The sequence below is a fragment of the Aminobacter sp. P4_D5 genome, from assembly GCF_056401815.1.
In genome coordinates this window covers 1-711 of sequence record NZ_JBFUIP010000719.1, presented here as the reverse complement: position 1 = coordinate 711, position 711 = coordinate 1, and the positions used below count along the sequence as shown (strand labels likewise).

The window sequence follows — 711 nt, the reverse complement described above, 5'->3', positions numbered from 1 at the left end:
GTGTAGGCCTTGGAGAGCAGCGTCGCGAGCGGGACGTCCGTGAAGTTGGGGTCGCCGTAGAAAGCCTCGCGGTCGGCGAAGGCCAGCTTCATGGCCTCGGTGACGTGGTGGACGAAATCCTCGCCGACCGGGTCCATAGCCGCGAGATCGAAACCGGAGAGCAGCGCCAGGGTCTGCAGCATGGCTGGGCCCTGGCTCCAGGGGCCGCATTTCAGGACGGTCGTGCCTATGAACTCGAGGGCGACGGGTGCCTCCACTCCGGCGCGCCAATTGGCCATGTCCTGGCCCGTCAAGGCCGCGGCATGGCGCTCGCCCGAGGTGTCCATGGCCGGGGAGCGGCCGAAGCGATCGATCGCCTCGGCGACGAAGCCGGAATACCAGGCGTTCCGCGCCGCCTGGATCTCCGAATCGCGGTCATGGCCCTGCGCCTCGGCCTCGCGGATCACCCGTTCATAGGTGTCGGCCAAGATGGGGTTGGCGTAGAGCTTGCCCGGCTGCGGGCCGCCGTCGCGGAGCCAGAGGGCGGCCGAGCTCTTCCATTCCGTCTCGAAGAGGGGCTTCACCGTCGCGACGGTCTGGCAGACCCGCGGCACCATGTGGGCGCCGTGCCGGGCATAGGAGATGGCGAAGGCCAGCACGTCGCGCAGGCGCCAGGTGCCGTGGTTGAGCAGCATCGAGGCCCAGGCGTCGAAGGGCCTTCGACGCCTGGGC

1 protein-coding gene is annotated in these 711 nt (G+C 69.2%); it reads right to left on the bottom strand.

Features of this window, described 5'->3' with window-relative positions; all coding sequences use genetic code 11:
• Positions 1-674, bottom strand: a 674-nt coding sequence (locus AC1DWF_RS34545; protein ID WP_476842986.1) for a gamma-glutamyltransferase, incomplete at its 3' end; no start/stop codon positions are given.
• Between the last annotated feature and the right edge of the window lie 37 nt (positions 675-711).